Raw genomic sequence first — 14,873 nt, 5'->3', positions numbered from 1 at the left:
CGGACGGTGGCAGAGGGAGGCGCTGAGGCCATGGTCCTGTTGAGTCCCACAGAGCAGAGCGTGCCGAGGAGCGGTACGTACGAGATCGACGCGGCGGCTTCGACGGTCCGGTTCCGGACGCGCACCGTCTTCGGCCTTCTCCCGGTCCGGGGCACCTTCGGCATCAGCCGGGGGCAGATCACCGTGGCCGACCCCGTCGACGCGTCCTCGGTGGACGTCACGGTCGGGGCGGCCTCGTTCGACTCCGGTCTGAAGCGCCGCGACCGGCACGTCACGTCCGCCGACTACCTCGACGCGGCCCGGCACCCGGAGATCGAGTTCCGCAGCCGACAGGTGACGCGGTCCGCGACGGGCCCGGCAGTGCTCGAAGGCGAGTTGACGGTACGAGGTGTCACGCGGCCCGTGGCCGTCACGGTCGGGGCGGTCGAGCTGCACGGACGACGCCTGACGGTCGAGGGCACGGCCACCGTCGACCGGTACGCGTTCGGCGTGACCACGGCGAAGGGCATGACCGGCCGCCGCCTGCACATCCACCTCGCGGTCGAAGCGGTCGCCGGCTGATCAGCTGGTCCCGGCCGGCCCGCGACACAGGCGTCACGGCGCTCTCAGGCGGGGCGTCCGTCGATCCGGGTGAGGGGCGTGATGGACTCGGAGCATGGCTGTAGAAGCTCTCATCGTCATCGACATGATCAACACGTACGACCACCCCGACGCGGAGATCCTCCGCAAGTCGGTCGAGGAAATCCTGCCCAACGTCCGCCGACTGATCGAGCGGGCACGGGAGAAGGACATCGCGGTGATCTACGCCAACGACAACTTCGGTCTGTGGCGCTCGCACCACGACGAGCTGCTCGACATCGCCCTGAGCGGCCCCCACGCCGATCTGGTCGCCCCGATCCGCCCCGAGGGCGACTCGCTCTTCGTGGTGAAGGCCCGGCACTCGATCTTCTACGACACCCCGCTGGAGTACCTGCTGCGCCAGCGCGGCATCGAGTCCGTGCTCCTGTGCGGTCAGGTGACCGAGCAGTGCGTCCTGTACTCGGCGCTCGACGCGCACATCAGGCACCTGGATGTCGTGGTGGCCGAGGACGCCTGCGCGAGCATCCACGGCGACCTCGCGTCGGCCGCCCTGCAGATGATGGAACGGAACATGCAGGCGCGCCTGGTCCGCTCCACCGACGAGGCGCTGTTCGGGTCCGCATGAACCCGCTGGACGAACTGGACGCGCATGTCGCCGGGTGCTTCGCCTGCCCCCGTCTCGTCGAGTGGCGGGAGGAGGTGGGGCGGGTCAAACGGGCCGCCTTCATGGACTGGACGTACTGGGCCCGGCCGGTGCCCGGGTTCGGGCCGCCCGACGCCTCCATGCTCGTCATCGGGCTCGCGCCCGCGGCACACGGCGGGAACCGTACGGGCCGGATGTTCACGGGCGACCGTTCCGGAGAGGTCCTTTACCGGGCCATGTACGAGCTGGGCCTCGCGTCGAGCCCGCACGCGGTGTCCATCGACGACGGCCTGACGCTGCGCGGGGTACGGGTGACCTCTCCGGTGCACTGTGCGCCGCCCGAGAACAAGCCGACCCCCGGCGAGCGCGACACATGCAGGCCGTGGCTCGTACAGGAGATGGAGTTGCTGGGTCCGCGGCTGCGCTCGGCCGTGATCCTGGGGGCGTTCGGCTGGCAGGCCGCACTCCCGGCGTTCGAGGCGGCGGGCTGGCGCGTGCCCAAGCCCCGGCCGCGGTTCGCGCACGGGGCGCGCGTGACGCTGGAACGTGCGGACGCGGAGGAAACCGGGGGACGCCCGGGGGCGCCCGCCGCCGGGGAAACCCGGCCGGGCCCCGTCACCCTGTACGGCTGTTTCCACGTGAGCCAGCGGAACACGTTCACCGGCCGGCTGACCCCGGACATGCTCAAGGACGTCCTGCGGGAGGCGGCGGGCGAGGCGGACATCGTGCCGTACGCACGGCCGGACGACCAGGACTGACGGCGAGGCCGTCACCGTTCCGGTGGGCTCAGCCGCCTTCGACCCCGGTCGAGTCATGGGCCGAGCCGACCGGTTTCGACTCCGGGGAGCCACGCTGGCGCAGGTACACGGAGAAGATGGCCATCGACCCGACGGCCAGCAGCTCGGACTGCCAGTTCTGCAGCGTGCGGTTCCAGAAGTCGGCGGCGCCCAGGTACTGCAACCAGCCGATGGGCGCCTGGAGTTCCCGCAGGTGCTCCTCGTTGTACGCGGCGACGCCGGTGACGGACTGCGCCAGCCAGGAGAACAGGAACAACGTGCACATGAGGATGCCGAGCGACCGGGAGTACCAGGCCTGCCGCGCGCCGCCCGCGGCCGCCCAGCGCGGCGAGTCGGCCTTCGCGTACGGCCCGACCTTCTGGTCCTTGTCCGCTTCCAGGCCCGCCTTGCCGAGCTCCTTGGACTCGGGCGACCCGCGCTGGAGCAGCCAGACCGTGCCGAAGATGTAGAGGAAGAACTGCAGGTACTCCGACTGCCAGTTCTCCGTCACGTCCACGGCGAAGTCGGAGGTGAGGAGATAGCCGCCGAAGCTCACCGGCCGCAGTTGCTCGGCGATGAGGTGGTTGTTGAAGTCGGCGTGCCCGGCGATCGCCTGGCCGGCCAGGGTGAGGATGAATCCGAGGCCGAACACCAGGGTCAGCCCGTTGTCGCGCAGAAAGCGCCCCGCCCGCGTCATCGCTGCATCAGCCCCAGCGTGATGCAGTAGACAAGGCCTCCGGTCACCATCAGCAGATACAGCGTGAACAACGCCCGCACCCGTCAACCGCCCTTGATCAGACACTGATACGGCATCTCCGGGCGCTCGGTGCAGCCGGCCGCCGTGATCTTCCACCCGCCGGGGAAGGACGACAGGAAGAACGTGTCGCGGTTCGTCACGACACGGGCCTGACGCCCGTACACATCGACGACGCGCACCTCGTCCGCCGTGCCCGCCTTGGGCAGCCCCGCGTCGGACAGAGCACGGGCGCACGGCAGTTCGGCGTTCTGCTCCAGCTCGTCGCGGGTCCCGGGGGCCAGCGCCGCGCAGCCGCGCGCGGTGTCCGTCATCCGCAGATGCTCCTGGAAGCGGAGCACCACCTCCGACGCGGAGTCCGCACGCTCCTGGACGCTGCCGCAGCCGCTCAGGGCGGCGGCCAGCAGCACTGCCGCGAGGGCACCCGCTCTCGCTCCCCGCATGGCGCGCACCAGATCTGCTCTCCTTCACGGACCGCCGGTCCTGGGCGACGATGCCGCACACGCTCCCGGCGAGCGGGCCCCACGGGCCCGACACGCGGTGGGGAGCGGAACGATTCATCTCGGCGGCCTAGAGCCGGCCCGCAGACGGTCCGGACACGGCCCGGAACGGCGGAAGCCCCCGCACGGGAGTGGGCGGGGGCTTCTGACTTCTGCGGAGTCCGGTCAGGCGTCGCGGCGCTTCATGGAGTCGCGAGCGTCCTCGGCACGGTCCCGGGCGCCGCCCATGGCCTTCTTGGCCTCGCCCTTCGCCTGGTCCATCTTGCCCTCGGCCTGCTTGCCGCGGTCGCCGGTGACCTTGCCGGTCATCTCCTTGGCCTTGCCCTTCATCTTGTCCATGCCGCCCTTGTCAGCCATGACCACTCCTTTGTCGGTACAGCGCCCACCGGGTGTCACGCACGGTGTGGGCCTCTGCGTTCAACGTAAGCGGGACACGGGGACCTCGCCCGTCCAGCCGTCACCCACCGTGACGGCGGAGCTCAGTCCAGGCAGAACTCGTTGCCCTCGGGGTCGGTCATCACGATGAAACCGGCGCTGAACGGGGGAGCGGGCTCGTCGCGACGCTCCCGCTTCGCCCCCAGCGCGACGAGGCGGTCGCACTCGGCCTCCAGTGCCGCCATGCGTTCCTCCCCCTCAAGGCCGGGGGCCGCGCGGACGTCGAGGTGGACGCGGTTCTTGGCGATCTTGTCCTCCGGGACCTGCTGGAAGAACACACGCGGTCCTTCCCCCTCGGGGTCCTCGATGGCCGACTTCGCGTTGCGCTGGTCCTCCGGTACGCCGATCCGCGCGAGGAACTCGTCCCACGCCGCGAGCGCGTCGGCGCCCTCGGGCAGGTCGACTCCGGGCGGGCCGGGGTGGACGTAGCCCAGCGCGTCGCGCCAGAAGGAGGACAGTGCACGCGGGTCGTGGGCGTCGAAAGTGATCTGGATGTGACGGCTCATCGGACTGCTCCGTTCGTGGCGGGATTCCTGGGCATCACCCTGCCAGGTATGGCGGACAGGATCGGTCCGCCATACCTGGCAGGGTGATCGTCATGAACGAGGGACTCGACGACGAATTGGGCACGACCGAGCGTGTGCTCACCCTGCTCGGCCTGCTGCAGCAACGCCAGGTATGGACAGGCCCCGAGCTCGCCGACCGGCTCGGGGTCACGACGCGCACCGTACGGCGCGATGTGGAGCGGCTGCGCACGCTCGGCTATCCGGTGTACGCGGGCCAGGGCGTCGGCGGCGGCTACCGGCTCGGTCCGGGGCGCGAACTGCCGCCGCTGCTTCTCGACGACCAGGAGGCGATCGCCACCGCGGTCTCCCTGCTCGCGGGGGCGGGCGGCGCTGTTGCCGGTGCCGGTGACGCCGCGCTGCGGGCCCTGTCCAAGCTCGACCAGGTCCTGCCCGCGCGGCTGCGGCACGAGGTGCGCACGCTCTCGGACTCGGTGGAGTTCTTCGGGGGAGGCCGCGCGCCCGTCGATCCCGGGGTGCTCATGACGCTGGCCAGGGCGTGCCGCGACGAGGTCGAGGCCGGTTTCGACTACCCGTCCAAGGGTGGGGTGAGCGGGCGGCGGGTCGAGCCCTACCGCCTGGTGGCCTCCGACCGGCGCTGGTACCTCCTCGCCTACGACCTCGACCGCGACGACTGGCGCAGCTTCCGCGTCGACCGGATGACCGGCGTGTCCGCGCGGACCTTCCGCTTCACCCCGCGCGAGGCACCCGACGCCGCGCCGTACGTACAGGAAGGTGTGGCCAGCCGGGTCTACACGCATCAGGCGCGCTTCCTCGTGCACGCACCGGCCGACACGGTGCGCGCGCAGATTCCGGCGTCGGCGGCGGTCGTACGGCCGCGGGGGAGCGGGCGCTGCGAGGTGCTCAGCGGCGCCGAGCGCCTCGACGCCCTACTCATGCACGTCCTCCTGCTGGGGCACGACTTCGAGGTGCTCGATCCACCGGAGCTGGGCGAACGCTGTCGGGTACTGGCCAAGAGACTTCTCTCGGCCCAGAACGCAACTCCCGTTCGATGAACACAACTCTCGTCGCACCCGTATCTAGGACCGGACATGTCCCCGGCTCCGGCCGGTGAGCGTATTCGGAATCCCCCACAGGAGGCGACGAGTTGAGGCACAAGCGAATACCCAAGCGAAAGGCCGTGCTGGCAGGTGCTGCGGCATTGGGCATGGTCGCGACGGCCGTCCTGCTGCAGCAGGCCAACGCCTCGCAGTCCGGGTCGGAGACCGGTTCAGGGGCCGCTGCCGAGCGGCTCAGCGCGGCATCGGCGACGAAGCTGGTCAAGCCGTTGGCCTCGCAACTGGGGGACGCCTACGCCGGGGCGTACTACGACGAGGAGAAGCAGCAGCTCGTCGTCAACGTCGTGGGCGACAACAACGCGGTCGACGTGCAGGTGAAGAGAGCTGGAGCGGTGCTGCGCAACGTCGAGAACAGTTCCGGTGAACTGGGCTCGGCCACCAAGACGTTGACCAGCCGGGCCACCATGCCCGGCACCGCGTGGGCCACCGACCCCAGGACCAACCAGATCGTCGTCACGGCCGACCGCACCGTCACCGGCGAGCGCTGGGACAAGCTCGAGGCGACCGTCGACTCACTCGGCTCGGGCATGGCCCGCATCCAGAAGTCCGCGGGGGAGTTCAAGCCCTTCGCGGCGGGCGGCGACGCCATCTTCGGAGGCGGCGCACGCTGCTCGCTCGGCTTCAACGTGACGACCGAGGACGGCAGTCCCGGCTTCCTCACGGCGGGGCACTGCGGGGTGGCCGCCGAGAGCTGGTCCGACGCCCAGGACGGTGCGCCCATCGGAACCGTCCAGGCCGCCACCTTCCCCGGCGACGGCGACTTCGCCCTGGTCACGTATGACGACCCGGCGACGGAGGCCCCGAGCACGGTCAACACCGGCGACGGCCAGACCACGGAGATCGTGCAGGCCGCCGAGGCGGCGGTCGGGCAGGAGGTGTCCCGCATGGGCAGCACCACCGGTCTCCAGTCCGGCACGGTCACCGGCCTCAACGCCACGGTGAACTATCCGGAGGGCACCGTCAGCGGGCTCATCCAGACCGACGTCTGTGCCGAACCCGGGGACAGCGGCGGCTCGTTGTTCACCGCCGACGGCAGCGCGATCGGCCTCACCTCGGGCGGCAGCGGCGACTGCACCGCGGGCGGCGAGACCTTCTTCCAGCCCGTGACCACCGCACTGGAGGCGGTCGGTGCCGAGATCGGCGCGGGCGGCAACTGACGGGCGTACGAAGCGCTGACGGACAGGAGTCATGACCATCGCGGCGCCGATCGCCCCCGGGCGTGAGGCGCCGCGATGAACGCCCGTCAGTCGACTCAGTCGACTCAGCCGACCGGCTCGCCGGGCTGGTCGTGGGTGGAGCAGTGGATGCCGCCCCCGCCGGAGGCGATGGTGTCGATCCGGACGGGCACGACATCACGTCGGGGGAAGTGCTCGCGCAGGATGCCCTGCGCGCGGTCGTCGGCCTTCCGGTCTCCGAACTCGGGCACGAACACCGCGTCGTTGGCGACGTAGAAATTGACGTACGCCGAGACGAAGTCGTCGCCCCCACCCCTGATCCTGTCCGGGTCGGGCTGCGGCAGATCGATGACCTCGAAGGACCGGCCCCTGGCGTCCTCGGCCTCGCCGAGCACGGCCTTCGCCTGGTCGGCCGCTCGCGACCAGGAGTCGGCGGGCATGCCGGGCACCGCGCGGTCGAACAGCACCACACCCGGCGCGGTGAACCGCACGAGGCTGTCCACATGCGCGTCGGTGATGTCCTCGCCGCGCACGCCGGCCAGCCAGACCACCTTCTCGATGCCCAGCGTCCGCTTGAGCTCGGACTCGATCTGGTCCCGGCTCTTTCCCCGGTTGCGGTTGTCGTTGACGATCGAACTCTCGGTGATGAGGAGAGTGCCCTCGCCGTCGGTCTCGAAGGAGCCGCCCTCGGCGACCAGGGGAGCCTTTCTGCGCGGGATGCCGTACTCCGGCAGGAGCAGGCGGCCCACGCGGGCGTCGTCGGTGTGCTCCTGCTTGTTCCCCCACCCGTTGAAGTTGAGGTCGACGCCGATCACGTCGCCGTCCTGCTCCACGAAGACGGGCACGGTGTCACGGGCCCACAGGTCGTCGACGGCCAGCGGAATGACCTCGACGTCGCGCCCGCAGGCCTTCTGGGCGGTCTTCCGCTGTTCGGGCCTGGCCAGCATCACGACGTACTCGTACTCGGCGATGGCGCGGGCGAGGCGCGCGATGTCCTCGCGGACGTGAGGCAGGTCCTCCTCCCACACCGACTCCAGGGCGGGCCACGACATGAAGGTGCGCGCGTGGCTCTCCCATTCGGCGCCCATGCGCAGTCCCTTGCCTGCCGGCGTGGCCTCGGCGCCCGGCCCGCACGCCGAGGCCCCGAGAGCGGCGGTTCCGATGCCGGCGAACGCCCGCAGGGTCCTGCGGCGCGAAGGGAAGACAGGGGACACGGTGCGCTCCGGACGTTCGAGGGGGTCACACGGCTGTGATGATTCCCGACTCGACTCTGGCATGAACTGAAAATTCAGTCAAACATCGAGCCGTATCCGGAGGCGCCGTGCCCGCGAGGGCCCGATAGGGTTCGGCTCCATGGCGTCTCGCACCACTCAGATCCTCGAAGCGGCCGCACGGCTCATCGCCCGTCGCGGCGTCCGCGGCCTGCGCGTCGAAGAACTCGCCGCCGAGGCGGGGGTGTCGACCGGGTTGATCTACTACCACTTCAAGGACCGCACCGGGATCCTGCGCCACACGCTGGAGTTCATCAACGACCGCGCCGAGCGCTACACCACCGGCCGCGCGACGGACGCCGAACCGCTGTCCCCGCGCGCGGAACTGGACGAAACCCTCCTGCTCGAACTGCAGGACACCCAGCTGGTCAGGGAGAACAGCACCGCGTGGGGCGAGCTGCGGGCGAGCGCCGTCTTCGACGAGGCGCTGCGCGACGACCTCGCCAGGGCGACCCTGGTGTGGGTGCAGGAGGTGGCGGCCCTCCTCGGCCAGGTGCAGCCGACGGCTCCGGCGCCCGCCCTGGCCGCGGCGGCCGAGCGGCTCACCGCCCTGCTCGAAGGGCTCAGCATGCGCTGGCTCAGCGGAGGGCTGCGCATCGACCACGCGCGTGATCTGTTGCGCGGCGCCATCGATGCCGAGCTGGCGCTGCTGGGGGAGGAGCAGCGCCAGTGAGGTGCGTGCCGCCGCCCCTGAAAATTATGTCAGTCGGGCGACGGGCCGCCCTCCTCACGCCATGCTCGTCGCGCCGTCCAGGGACTCGCGGATGATGTCGGCGTGGCCCGAGTGCTGGGCTGTCTCGGTGACGATGTGCATCAGGACCCGCCGGGCCGACCACTGCGCGGTGTCCTGGAACCACGGAGCCTTCGGCAGTGGCCACGAGACGTCCAAGTCGGGCAAGGCGGCGACCACTTCATCGGTCCGGCGGGCCACCTCGGCGTAATCGGCGAGCACACCTGCCAGCGTCTCGCCCGGCAGCAGCCGGAAGCTGTCCTTGTGGGCGGCCCACTCGGCCTCGGTCATGGCCATGAAGTCCGGCATCGCCGACGGGCCGTTCAGAATGAAGCCCACCCAGGACTCCTCCACCGCGGTGACGTGCTTGATCAGACCGCCGACGCACAGCTCACTGGCGGTGGTCCGCTGCACGGCCTGCTCGTCGGTGAGGTCACGTGCGGTGAAGCGCAGGGAGTGGCGGTGCTTGGCCAGCGTCTCCAGCCACTCGGCGCGCTCGCCGGTGACAGCCGGAGCCTTCGCCTCGTCGGTGGTGGTGGTCGCTTCGGTCGCGGTCATGGTTCTTCGCCTTCCGGTGTGCCTGTCTCGCCGGTCAAGGAACACGCTAGGAGGCATATAGGTCGGAAAGTGTCCTAGATGGCGAGCTGTTTTTTGGTGATCCCTGGGGATAGCCCTACCTAAGCCGGGCGGCCAGCAGGATCGTGCCGAGCCGCGCCCCCGGAAATGCTGGGACCGGCAGATGCCGCTGGTTGTCCCATGAATCCGTAGGAGTTGGCGCGTGCGTGAGCAGGTATGGCAGAGGTCCCGTTCTTCCCGGCGGCAGGGAGGTCCGCGCAGAGCACTTCCGGTGGCGATCGCGGTCGCCGTCGGCGTCATGACGGCGGGCGCCCTTGCGCCACCCGCCGCGGCCGACGCCAGGCCGCACGGCGTCGACACCGTCCAGCAGGGGCTCGACAGGCTGGTGCGCTCCGACGGGCTGCCCGCCGCGCTGGCCAGTGTGCAGAGCCCGCGGGACCGCACCCGTACCTACACCGCGGGGGTCGGCGATGTGACCACCGGCTCGAAGGTGCCGAGGGATGGCCGGGTGCGGATCGGCAGCAACACCAAGGCCTTCACCGCGGTGGTGGTGCTGCAACTGGTAGGCGAGGGGAAGATCGGCCTCGACACCTCGGTCGACACCTATCTGCCGGGCCTCGTCCACGGGGAGGGTATCGACGGCAGCCGCATCACCGTCCGCCACCTCCTGCAGCAGACCAGCGGTCTTCCCAACTACAGCAACTACCTCGGGGAGGACGTCCGGTACTTCGCACCGCGTGAACTCCTCGACATCGCGCTGAGGCACAAGGCGGACTTCGAACCCGGGAAGAAGTGGGCGTACAGCAACACGAATTACGTGCTGGCCGGCCTGCTCGTCGAGAAGGTCACCGGACACGCCCTCGCGGACGAGATGGACCGGCGCATCATCAAGCGCATCGGGCTGCGCCACACCTACTTCCCCGCCCCCGGTGACGCGAGCATCCGAGGCCCCCATCCCCACGGCTACTACCGGGCCTCGCCCGACGCGCCACTGACGGACATCACGGAGATCGACCCCTCCTGGGGATGGGCCGCGGGGCAGTTGATCTCCACCAACTCCGACCTCAACCGCTTCTACTCCGAGCTCTTGGGCGGCCATCTCCTGCGCCCGGCCCAGCTCGCCCAGATGCGTGGCTCCACCCGTCCCGCCGAAGAGACCTTCGGCCCCGGCGCCCGCTACGGCCTGGGACTTGTGAGCAAGCCGCTGCCGTGCGGCGACGGCCTCTACTGGGGCCATGGCGGTAGCTTCCCCGGCTACGAGACCCGGGGCGGAGCCACGGACGACGGCCGCGCGGTCAATGTCGCGGTGACCATGCAGCTCGACGACGCGGCGGGCAGAGAGCGCGTCGACGAGGTCGTGGACGCGGCCCTGTGCCGGTGAACCAGCGGGCACGACACGCACTTGATGTCCCGTCAGCCCAGGGCCGCGGCAGCCGCTGCGGCAGACGGGCCGTCAGCTGGGCCATCTGTGCCGGGCGTCGGCGGCCACGGGCGGTGCGTTCACACCCGTAAGGATCAGTGCGCCGGTCTCCGCCCGTGAGAGCCGGATGCCCTCTGGCCTGCCGGTTCGCCCGGTCATGGATCCACCGTCGGCCCATGCCCCGGATCTTCGCGCTGCGCTCCCTCATAAGTCGGGTTAGTTTGTGCACGTTTTTCCGACTTATGCCTTTCGGTCTGCCTCCAGTGGGCCGAAAGGGGAGCCCTGCCGCGGGCAGGGGGAAGGCAGGCGATGGTCAAGACCTTGAGTGCCCCGCTCGTCACAGTGGAGAGCCGTGGCCCGACGCCGGTCGTCCGTCCGCCGCGACGCGCCATGGGTCAGGGGTGGCTGGCTGCCGTGGCGGTGGCTTTCGTACTGGCCCAACTGGCCCTCGTGCGGCCCGGCATGGGCCTCGGCTGGGACGAGGCGGTGTACGTCAGCCAGGTCAGCGGTCACGCTCCGCCCGCGTTCTTCAGCGCGCCACGCTCCCGCGGGGTCTCCCTGCTGGCCGCGCCGATCGCCTCCTGGTCGTCGTCCACCTCGCTCCTGCGGGTCTACATGGCCTTGCTGTCCGGCCTCGGTCTCTTCCTGGCGCTGCGCGTCTGGCGCGGGCTCTTCCCGCAGCGGGTGGTGGCCCTGGCCGGCGTCCTGTTCGCGACGCTCTGGGTGAGCGTCTTCTACGGACCCGAGGTCATGCCCAACTACTGGGTCGCGATCGGCGCCCTGGCCGTGGTCGGCTGCTTCCTGCGGGCCCAGGCCGACCGCCAGGACCGGGCCGCGCTGTGGGGAGCGGGCGTGAGCGCGGCGCTGCTTGCCTGGATGCGGCCCACCGACGCCGTCTGGGTGGTCCTCCCGCTGTTCGTGCTGCTGCTGTGCGTACGCCGGTGGCGGCGACCGCGGCTCCTCGCGGCGCTCGTCGCGGGTCTCGGGTCGGGCGCCGTCGGATGGGTGGCCGAGGCGTACGTCAGCTTCGGCGGGCTCGACGCGCGCCTGGCCGACGCCTCCCGCATCCAGGGCGGCCTCGGCTGGAACATCGCCGTCCTGGACCAGCTGCGCGGCCTGGGCGGCCAGACCCTGTGCCGCCCGTGCGACAGCCCGGTTCCGGCCCCGGAGCTGATCGCGTGGTGGTTCGCCCTGCCGGTGCTCGCCGCACTGGGCCTCGCCGTCGCGGTCAGGCACCGGCGCACCGCGGGCACGCTGCTGCCGCTGGCCTGCGCCACGACGGCGGGCATCCCGTACCTCTTCATGATCGGATACGCCGCGCCGCGCTTCCTGCTGCCGTTCTACGCACTGCTCGCCCTCCCGGTCGCCGACGCCCTCGTTCACCTGGTCACCACTCCGCGCCGGACATGGCGGCCGGTGGCGGTGACGGTGGTGGCGCTGGCCTTTGCCGGGCATCTGGCCATGCAGTACGTGGTCCTTGAGGACACCGTGGCCCGCTCGACCGCCGGTCGCCAGGAGTGGGCCCGCACGGCGGCCGAGCTGCACCGGCTCGGCGTACGGCCGCCCTGCGTGGTGAACGGTCACGAGGCGCTCCCGATCGGCTTCTACGCCGGGTGCTCCTCCGCCCAGACCCAGGGGCACAACGCGAGCACCACCCAGGCGGACCTCCTCCGGACGGCGCAGCGGACGCCGACGGCCACTCTCGTCCCGGAGAGGGACCGGCCGCCGGGCTACGCACGCGACTGGCCGTCCCGTCGCTTCGGTGACCTGCGCATTCATCTGGGTCCCGCGGTAGGGGCGGACAGCCGGGGATGACACGGGCAGGAAGCCCGCCTCTCACCGCGGGCATATGCGCCGTTTTTGGCATATGAACTGTTTGCGTCTCGTGGTGACGGGTACCCCGGGATGGGGCCGGAACGCGGAGTTCCGCCCCATGCCCTCACTCGTCGCTCTGGAGAGTTCATGTCGGATCAGCGCAAAAGTTCGTTCGCGACCGTGAGCCCGTACACGGGGGAGACCCTCGTGGAGTTCCCGGTCATCGAGGGCGAGGAAGTCGATTCAACGCTGGAGACCGCGGGCCACGCCTTCGACGCGTGGCGCGAGCGCCCCATTGCGGAGCGCGCGGCCGTCGTCGCACGCGCGGCCGACCTGATGAAGGAACGCAAGGAAGAGCTGGCCCAGCTCATCACCCTGGAGATGGGCAAGCTCATCTCCGAGGCGCGCGGAGAGGTCGACCTCGCCGCGTCGATTCTGGAGTACTACGCGCGGCACGGGCCGGACTTCGCCGCCGCGGAGCCGCTGGACTTCGAGGGCGAGGGAGAGGCGTACCTCGTCAGCGAGCCGCTCGGCGTGCTCCTCGGCGTCATGCCGTGGAACTTCCCGCTCTACCAGGTGGTCCGCTTCGCGGGCCCGAACCTGGTGCTCGGCAACACCGTGCTGGTCAAGCACGCCGGCATTTGCCCGCAGTCCGCGCTCGCCCTGGAGGAGCTCTTCCGCGACGCGCAGGCCCCCGAGGGTGTCTACACGAACCTCTTCGTGAGCCACGAGGAGATCTCCCGCATCATCGACAGCCCGGTGGTCCGCGGGGCCTCCCTGACCGGCAGCGAGGGAGCGGGGGCCAAGGTCGCCGAGCGGGCCGGGCGGAACATGAAGCCCAGCCTCCTCGAACTCGGCGGCAGCGACGTCTTCATCGTCCTCGACGGCGAGAACCTCGAGCGCACGATCGGGGCGGCGGTGGCGGGCCGCATGGCGAACACGGGCCAGAGCTGCGTCGCCTCGAAGCGGTTCATCGTCCTTGAGGACGTGTACGACGGCTTCGTCGAGGGGATGCGCCGCAAGTTCGAGGAGCTGCGGCCGGGCGACCCCGCGGACGAGACGACCACCCTGGGCCCGCTCTCCTCCGAGCAGGCGGCCTCGGACCTGGCCGACCAGATCCGCGAGACGGTGGAGCAGGGCGCGGAACTGGTCACCGGCGGCCACCGGATCGACCGTCCGGGTGCCTTCGTCGAACCGACGATCATCACCGGCGTCAAGCCGGGCATGCGCGCCTATGCCGAGGAGCTGTTCGGTCCCGCAGCGGTCATCTACCGCGTCGCCGACGAGGACGAGGCGATCGCCCTCGCCAACGACAGCCAGTACGGCCTCGGTGGTTCCGTGTTCTGTGCGGACGTGGAGCGGGGCCGCAGGGTGGCGGAGCGCGTGGAGACCGGCATGGTCTGGGTGAACCACCCGACCTCGACCCAGCCCGACCTGCCGTTCGGCGGCATCAAGCGCTCCGGCTACGGGCGAGAGCTCTCGAAGCTCGGCATGCGGGAATTCGTGAACCGCAAGCTCGTCCGGGTCCTGCCGCCCGACGCGGAGCTGCACGGCATCGCCGGCTGAGCGAGCCGACCGCCCGTACCGATCGCACCGCCCGCCCATCTTGCGGCGGGACAAAAGCTGACCATACGTGTGTTTTGCGGCCGAGTGAACGGCAAGCCGTTCTGACAGACAGCCCATGGCGTCCTCCGCGCCGCGAAACCAGCACAGCAAGGAGCCACCGTGACCGCAGTACCCGCCATCACCCTCAACAACGCCGTGCAGATCCCCCAGCTCGGCTTCGGCACCTTCCAGATCGAGCCGGAGGAGACCCGGGAGACGACGCTGGCCGCCCTGGAGGCCGGCTACCGCCACATCGACACGGCACAGATGTACGGCAACGAGAAGGAGGTCGGCCAGGCGGTCCGTGACTCCGGCATCGACCGCGCCGACATCTTCGTGACCAGCAAGCTCAACAACGACGCCCACGCGCACGACGACGCGCTCAAGGCGTTCGACCGGACGATGGACGAGCTGGGCCTGGAATACCTGGACCTCTTCCTCATCCACTGGCCGCTGCCCGGCAAGGGCGACTTCGTGGAGACCTGGAAGGCCCTGGAGGAGATCTACCGCTCGGGACGTGCCAAGGCCATCGGGGTCTCCAACTTCCAGCCCCACCACCTGCGTCGGCTCCTTGAGGGCAGCGACGTGGTCCCCGCCGTCAACCAGATCGAGGTGCACCCCTACCTCACCCAGGACGACGTCAGGGCCTTCGGCGCCGAGCACGACATCGCCACCGAGGCCTGGTCGCCGATCGCGCAGGGCAAGGTCCTCGACGACCCGACGATCAACCGCATCGCGCAGCGCGTGGGCAAGACGCCCGCCCAGGTGACCCTGCGCTGGCACCTCCAGCGCGGAGACATCGTCTTCCCCAAGTCGGCCACCCAGAAGCGCATCGAGGAGAACTTCGACCTCTTCGACTTCGAGCTCAGCCAGGGCGACATCGGTGAGATCTCCGCCCTGAACCGCGACGAGCGGATCGGCCCCGACCCGGACCGCTTCAACGGCTAGGACG

General features: G+C 70.4%; 16 protein-coding genes. 10 read left to right on the top strand and 6 right to left on the bottom strand.

Annotated elements, in window-relative coordinates; translation table 11 throughout:
• Nucleotides 1-30 precede the first annotated feature (30 nt).
• The 3 genes from ACWFRU_RS07500 to ACWFRU_RS07490 all read left to right on the top strand — a co-directional run bounded on the left by ACWFRU_RS07500 (nucleotide 31) and on the right by ACWFRU_RS07490 (nucleotide 1,980).
• Nucleotides 31-561 (top strand): YceI family protein, encoded by a 531-nt coding sequence (locus ACWFRU_RS07500; RefSeq protein WP_453685159.1) that lies wholly within the window; start codon nucleotides 31-33, stop codon nucleotides 559-561.
• A gap of 94 nt (nucleotides 562-655) precedes the next feature.
• Entirely contained in the window at nucleotides 656-1,204 is a 549-nt protein-coding gene (locus ACWFRU_RS07495; RefSeq protein ID WP_453685158.1) for an isochorismatase family cysteine hydrolase, read from the top strand.
• Complete coding sequence (locus ACWFRU_RS07490; protein WP_453685157.1) at nucleotides 1,201-1,980, top strand: uracil-DNA glycosylase; 780 nt, start codon at nucleotides 1,201-1,203, stop codon at nucleotides 1,978-1,980. Before ACWFRU_RS07495 ends, ACWFRU_RS07490 begins: the two co-directional genes overlap by 4 nt.
• A 28-nt stretch (nucleotides 1,981-2,008) precedes the next feature.
• On the opposite strand, the gene ACWFRU_RS07485 is transcribed toward ACWFRU_RS07490, so the two are convergent.
• From ACWFRU_RS07485 to ACWFRU_RS07470, 4 genes are all read right to left on the bottom strand, one after another.
• Nucleotides 2,009-2,695: a DUF6766 family protein gene (locus tag ACWFRU_RS07485; protein WP_453685156.1), complete on the bottom strand. Its 687-nt coding sequence runs from the start codon at nucleotides 2,693-2,695 to the stop codon at nucleotides 2,009-2,011.
• An 83-nt stretch (nucleotides 2,696-2,778) separates the two neighbouring features.
• Nucleotides 2,779-3,195, bottom strand: coding sequence for a hypothetical protein (locus ACWFRU_RS07480; protein WP_453685286.1), 417 nt, complete (start codon nucleotides 3,193-3,195; stop codon nucleotides 2,779-2,781).
• A gap of 222 nt (nucleotides 3,196-3,417) precedes the next feature.
• Nucleotides 3,418-3,609, bottom strand: a complete 192-nt coding sequence (locus ACWFRU_RS07475; protein ID WP_365818086.1) for a CsbD family protein — start codon at nucleotides 3,607-3,609, stop codon at nucleotides 3,418-3,420.
• A gap of 122 nt (nucleotides 3,610-3,731) precedes the next feature.
• Entirely contained in the window at nucleotides 3,732-4,193 is a 462-nt protein-coding gene (locus ACWFRU_RS07470) for a VOC family protein (protein WP_453685155.1), read from the bottom strand.
• Nucleotides 4,194-4,285: 92 nt separating this feature from the next.
• Here ACWFRU_RS07470 and ACWFRU_RS07465 point away from each other — a divergent pair, with 92 nt between their 5' ends.
• Together ACWFRU_RS07465 and ACWFRU_RS07460 are read left to right on the top strand one after the other, a co-directional pair.
• A complete protein-coding gene (locus tag ACWFRU_RS07465; protein ID WP_453685154.1) occupies nucleotides 4,286-5,266 on the top strand; it encodes a helix-turn-helix transcriptional regulator in 981 nt (326 codons plus the stop codon).
• Between the two features lie 152 nt (nucleotides 5,267-5,418).
• The gene (locus ACWFRU_RS07460; RefSeq protein WP_453685153.1) at nucleotides 5,419-6,486 is read left to right on the top strand and encodes a S1 family peptidase; all 1,068 of its coding nucleotides are present in this window, start codon (nucleotides 5,419-5,421) and stop codon (nucleotides 6,484-6,486) included.
• 104 nt (nucleotides 6,487-6,590) lie between these two features.
• On the opposite strand, the gene ACWFRU_RS07455 is transcribed toward ACWFRU_RS07460, so the two are convergent.
• Nucleotides 6,591-7,718 carry an agmatine deiminase family protein gene (locus tag ACWFRU_RS07455; RefSeq protein WP_453685152.1) on the bottom strand — a complete coding sequence of 376 codons (1,128 nt, stop codon included), beginning with the start codon at nucleotides 7,716-7,718 and terminating at the stop codon, nucleotides 6,591-6,593.
• 139 nt (nucleotides 7,719-7,857) lie between these two features.
• On the opposite strand from ACWFRU_RS07455, the gene ACWFRU_RS07450 reads away from it, so the two are divergent.
• On the top strand, nucleotides 7,858-8,448 hold the full coding sequence (locus ACWFRU_RS07450; RefSeq protein WP_453685151.1) for a TetR/AcrR family transcriptional regulator: 591 nt from the start codon (nucleotides 7,858-7,860) through the stop codon (nucleotides 8,446-8,448).
• A 54-nt stretch (nucleotides 8,449-8,502) separates the two neighbouring features.
• Here the strand turns inward: ACWFRU_RS07450 and ACWFRU_RS07445 are convergent, their stop codons facing one another.
• Nucleotides 8,503-9,063, bottom strand: a complete 561-nt coding sequence (locus ACWFRU_RS07445; RefSeq protein ID WP_453685150.1) for a DinB family protein — start codon at nucleotides 9,061-9,063, stop codon at nucleotides 8,503-8,505.
• 220 nt (nucleotides 9,064-9,283) lie between these two features.
• Here ACWFRU_RS07445 and ACWFRU_RS07440 point away from each other — a divergent pair, with 220 nt between their 5' ends.
• From ACWFRU_RS07440 to ACWFRU_RS07425, 4 genes are all read left to right on the top strand, one after another.
• Nucleotides 9,284-10,462 (top strand): serine hydrolase domain-containing protein, encoded by a 1,179-nt coding sequence (locus ACWFRU_RS07440; RefSeq protein ID WP_453685149.1) that lies wholly within the window; start codon nucleotides 9,284-9,286, stop codon nucleotides 10,460-10,462.
• 348 nt (nucleotides 10,463-10,810) lie between these two features.
• Nucleotides 10,811-12,316 (top strand): hypothetical protein, encoded by a 1,506-nt coding sequence (locus ACWFRU_RS07435; protein ID WP_453685148.1) that lies wholly within the window; start codon nucleotides 10,811-10,813, stop codon nucleotides 12,314-12,316.
• 147 nt (nucleotides 12,317-12,463) lie between these two features.
• A complete protein-coding gene (locus ACWFRU_RS07430) occupies nucleotides 12,464-13,882 on the top strand; it encodes an NAD-dependent succinate-semialdehyde dehydrogenase (RefSeq protein WP_453685147.1) in 1,419 nt (472 codons plus the stop codon).
• Nucleotides 13,883-14,041: 159 nt separating this feature from the next.
• Nucleotides 14,042-14,869, top strand: coding sequence for an aldo/keto reductase (locus ACWFRU_RS07425; protein WP_453685146.1), 828 nt, complete (start codon nucleotides 14,042-14,044; stop codon nucleotides 14,867-14,869).
• Nucleotides 14,870-14,873 lie beyond the last annotated feature (4 nt).

The organism is Streptomyces sp. NPDC055099 (assembly GCF_053607685.1).
This window is presented reverse-complemented; position numbering and strand designations above follow the sequence as displayed.